Origin of the sequence: Flavobacterium sp., assembly GCF_003525665.1 — a bacterium.
In the GTDB taxonomy this organism is placed as follows: Bacteria; Bacteroidota; Bacteroidia; order Flavobacteriales; family Flavobacteriaceae; genus Flavobacterium.
Genome location: NZ_DQDX01000053.1, coordinates 1,640 through 3,845, shown reverse-complemented (window position 1 = coordinate 3,845; position 2,206 = coordinate 1,640). Strand labels below are relative to the sequence as shown.

General features: G+C 34.9%; 3 protein-coding genes. 2 read left to right on the top strand and 1 reads right to left on the bottom strand.

Translation table 11 applies throughout. The features are described 5' to 3' along the window. The first annotated feature begins 103 nt into the window (after positions 1–103). A complete protein-coding gene (locus DIU01_RS03750) occupies positions 104–1,321 on the top strand; it encodes an aminotransferase class I/II-fold pyridoxal phosphate-dependent enzyme (RefSeq protein ID WP_290831909.1) in 1,218 nt (405 codons plus the stop codon). 126 nt (positions 1,322–1,447) lie between these two features. After that, entirely contained in the window at positions 1,448–1,861 is a 414-nt protein-coding gene (locus DIU01_RS03745; RefSeq protein WP_290831908.1) for a hypothetical protein, read from the top strand. Positions 1,862–1,920: 59 nt separating this feature from the next. On the opposite strand, the gene DIU01_RS03740 is transcribed toward DIU01_RS03745, so the two are convergent. Beyond that, the coding region (locus DIU01_RS03740; protein ID WP_290831907.1) for an amino acid permease C-terminal domain-containing protein at positions 1,921–2,206 on the bottom strand (286 nt) is incomplete at its 5' end.

Here is a 2,206-nt window from a genome sequence, read left to right as displayed (position 1 = left end):
AGTTCAGTGAACTTCGTTTGCAACGGAAATCCTTTTTATTTTTTCTTTAAAAATGAAAAGATTGCAGTGGAAAGCTGGAAAAAGCTTCTAAAAAACTATAAAAATGAAAAACTTCAATCCTGCGGATAAAATTCAAGATTTACAATATTTCGGTGAATTTGGTGGTGTAAACCCATCTATTTCTGACAGTTCTACTTATACTTTTCTTTCGGCTAAAACGATGTTTGACACGTTTGAAGGCAATGCCGAAGGTTGTTATTTGTATTCTAGACATTCGTCGCCGAGTAATTTATATTTAGACCAAGCTTTGGCTGCGATGGAAGGAACGGAAACTGCGAATGTTTCGGCTTCTGGAATGGGCGCGATTACGCCTACTCTTATGCAATTATGTAGTAATGGCGATCACATTGTTTCGAGTCGCACGATTTATGGCGGAACGTATGCTTTTTTGAAGAATTTCACACCAAGATTTGGTATAAAAACGTCGTTTGTTGATATTACAAAACTGGATGTTGTTGAGGCTGCAATTACCGACAAAACGAAAGTACTTTATTGTGAAACTGTGAGTAATCCGTTATTGGAAGTGGCTGATATTGCTGGTTTGGCGAAGATTGCTAAGAAACACAATTTGAAATTGGTGGTTGACAATACGTTTTCACCATTAAGTGTTGCGCCGATAAAATTGGGTGCCGATATTGTAATTCACAGTTTGACGAAATACATCAACGGAAGCAGCGATACTGTTGGTGGCGTGACTTGTGCGTCGAGAGAATTTATTAATAGTTTGAAAGATGTGAATTCTGGAGCAAGTATGTTACTTGGACCAACGATGGATAGTTTGCGTAGTGCTTCGGTGATGAAAAACTTGAGAACGTTGCACATTAGAATGAAACAACACAGTTACAATGCAATGTATTTGGCTGAGAAATTTGAGAATGACGGATTGAAAGTGGTTTATCCAGGTTTGGCTAGTCATCCAAGTCATGAATTGTATGCTGGAATGATTAATAAAGAGTACGGTTTTGGCGGAATGATGACGATTGACGCTGGTTCGATTGACAAAGCCAACGAGTTGATGGAATTGATGCAAGAAAGAAATTTAGGATATCTTGCCGTAAGTTTAGGATTTTACAAAACGTTATTTTCGGCACCTGGCACTTCTACTTCTAGTGAAATTCCTTTGGAAGAACAAAAAGAAATGGGCTTGACTGATGGTTTGATTCGATTTTCAATTGGTTTAGATAATGATATTGAACGTACTTACCAAATGATGAAAGACTGCATGATTGAATTAGGCGTTTTAGAAAATATGATGAGTTAAAAATTTAGTAGTTGTTTATAAATGGAAAATCCGTTTGAGCTCTGTGCTTGACGGATTTTTTTTTATTTAAGTTTTGCATTAGGAATAATTGTGTAATTTGGTCAACTTGTAATTAACCAAAAAAACATGAAAAAACTACCATTTTTAGCAATTGTCCTCATTGTTTTAAGTTGCCAATTAGCATCTGCACAAAAACTTACTATCAAGAAAAATACCGCTTACATTGATGGTAAAGAATATTTAAAAATTAGTGATTGCGGACAGTTTGCAGAAGAATGTTCTATTTCCAATTTAGCAGGAAAGGAAATAATTTCTATCAATCAGCTGCCAGAACCTGATAAACCTGGAACTTATTTTGAAGTAGTTTTTAACGGATTAAATACATCAATCGAAATGCGTACCAATATGCGGTATTTGGTAAAACTACTACACAAAAAAAATATTGTAGCCGATGATGGTTCGTTAATTCCCGAAAATGTTAAAAAGCTGAAAGAAGAGTATAAATATATGGTAATTGCTCCAGCGGAGAGCGATGATTAATTGAATTATGCACCCATTAAAAAATCCCAAGTTCTTTTGAATTTGGGATTTTTTAATTATTAATTTCCGATATTTAATTTACTATTCTTATATCCATAAATAAAATAAAATATCAATCCGATTACCAGCCAAACGCCAAACCACATCCAGTTAGAAACTGCCATTCCGGTTAGTAAGTAACAACACGATACCAATCCCAATAACGGAATTAACGATAAGTTTTTGGTGAATGATAGCACCAACATCACAGCTATTAAAACAAAAAAGACCACCATTGGTAAATTTTTTGCAATTTTAGCGCTAGAAAAATCAAACGTTTCCACGAAAAATCCAGGTACAAAAGTT

Coding starts and splice junctions, on each gene's coding strand:
- DIU01_RS03745 (WP_290831908.1), top strand. CDS start 1,448: ATGAAAAAACTACCATTTTTAGCAATTGTCCTCATTGTTTTAAGTTGC.
- DIU01_RS03750 (WP_290831909.1), top strand. CDS start 104: ATGAAAAACTTCAATCCTGCGGATAAAATTCAAGATTTACAATATTTC.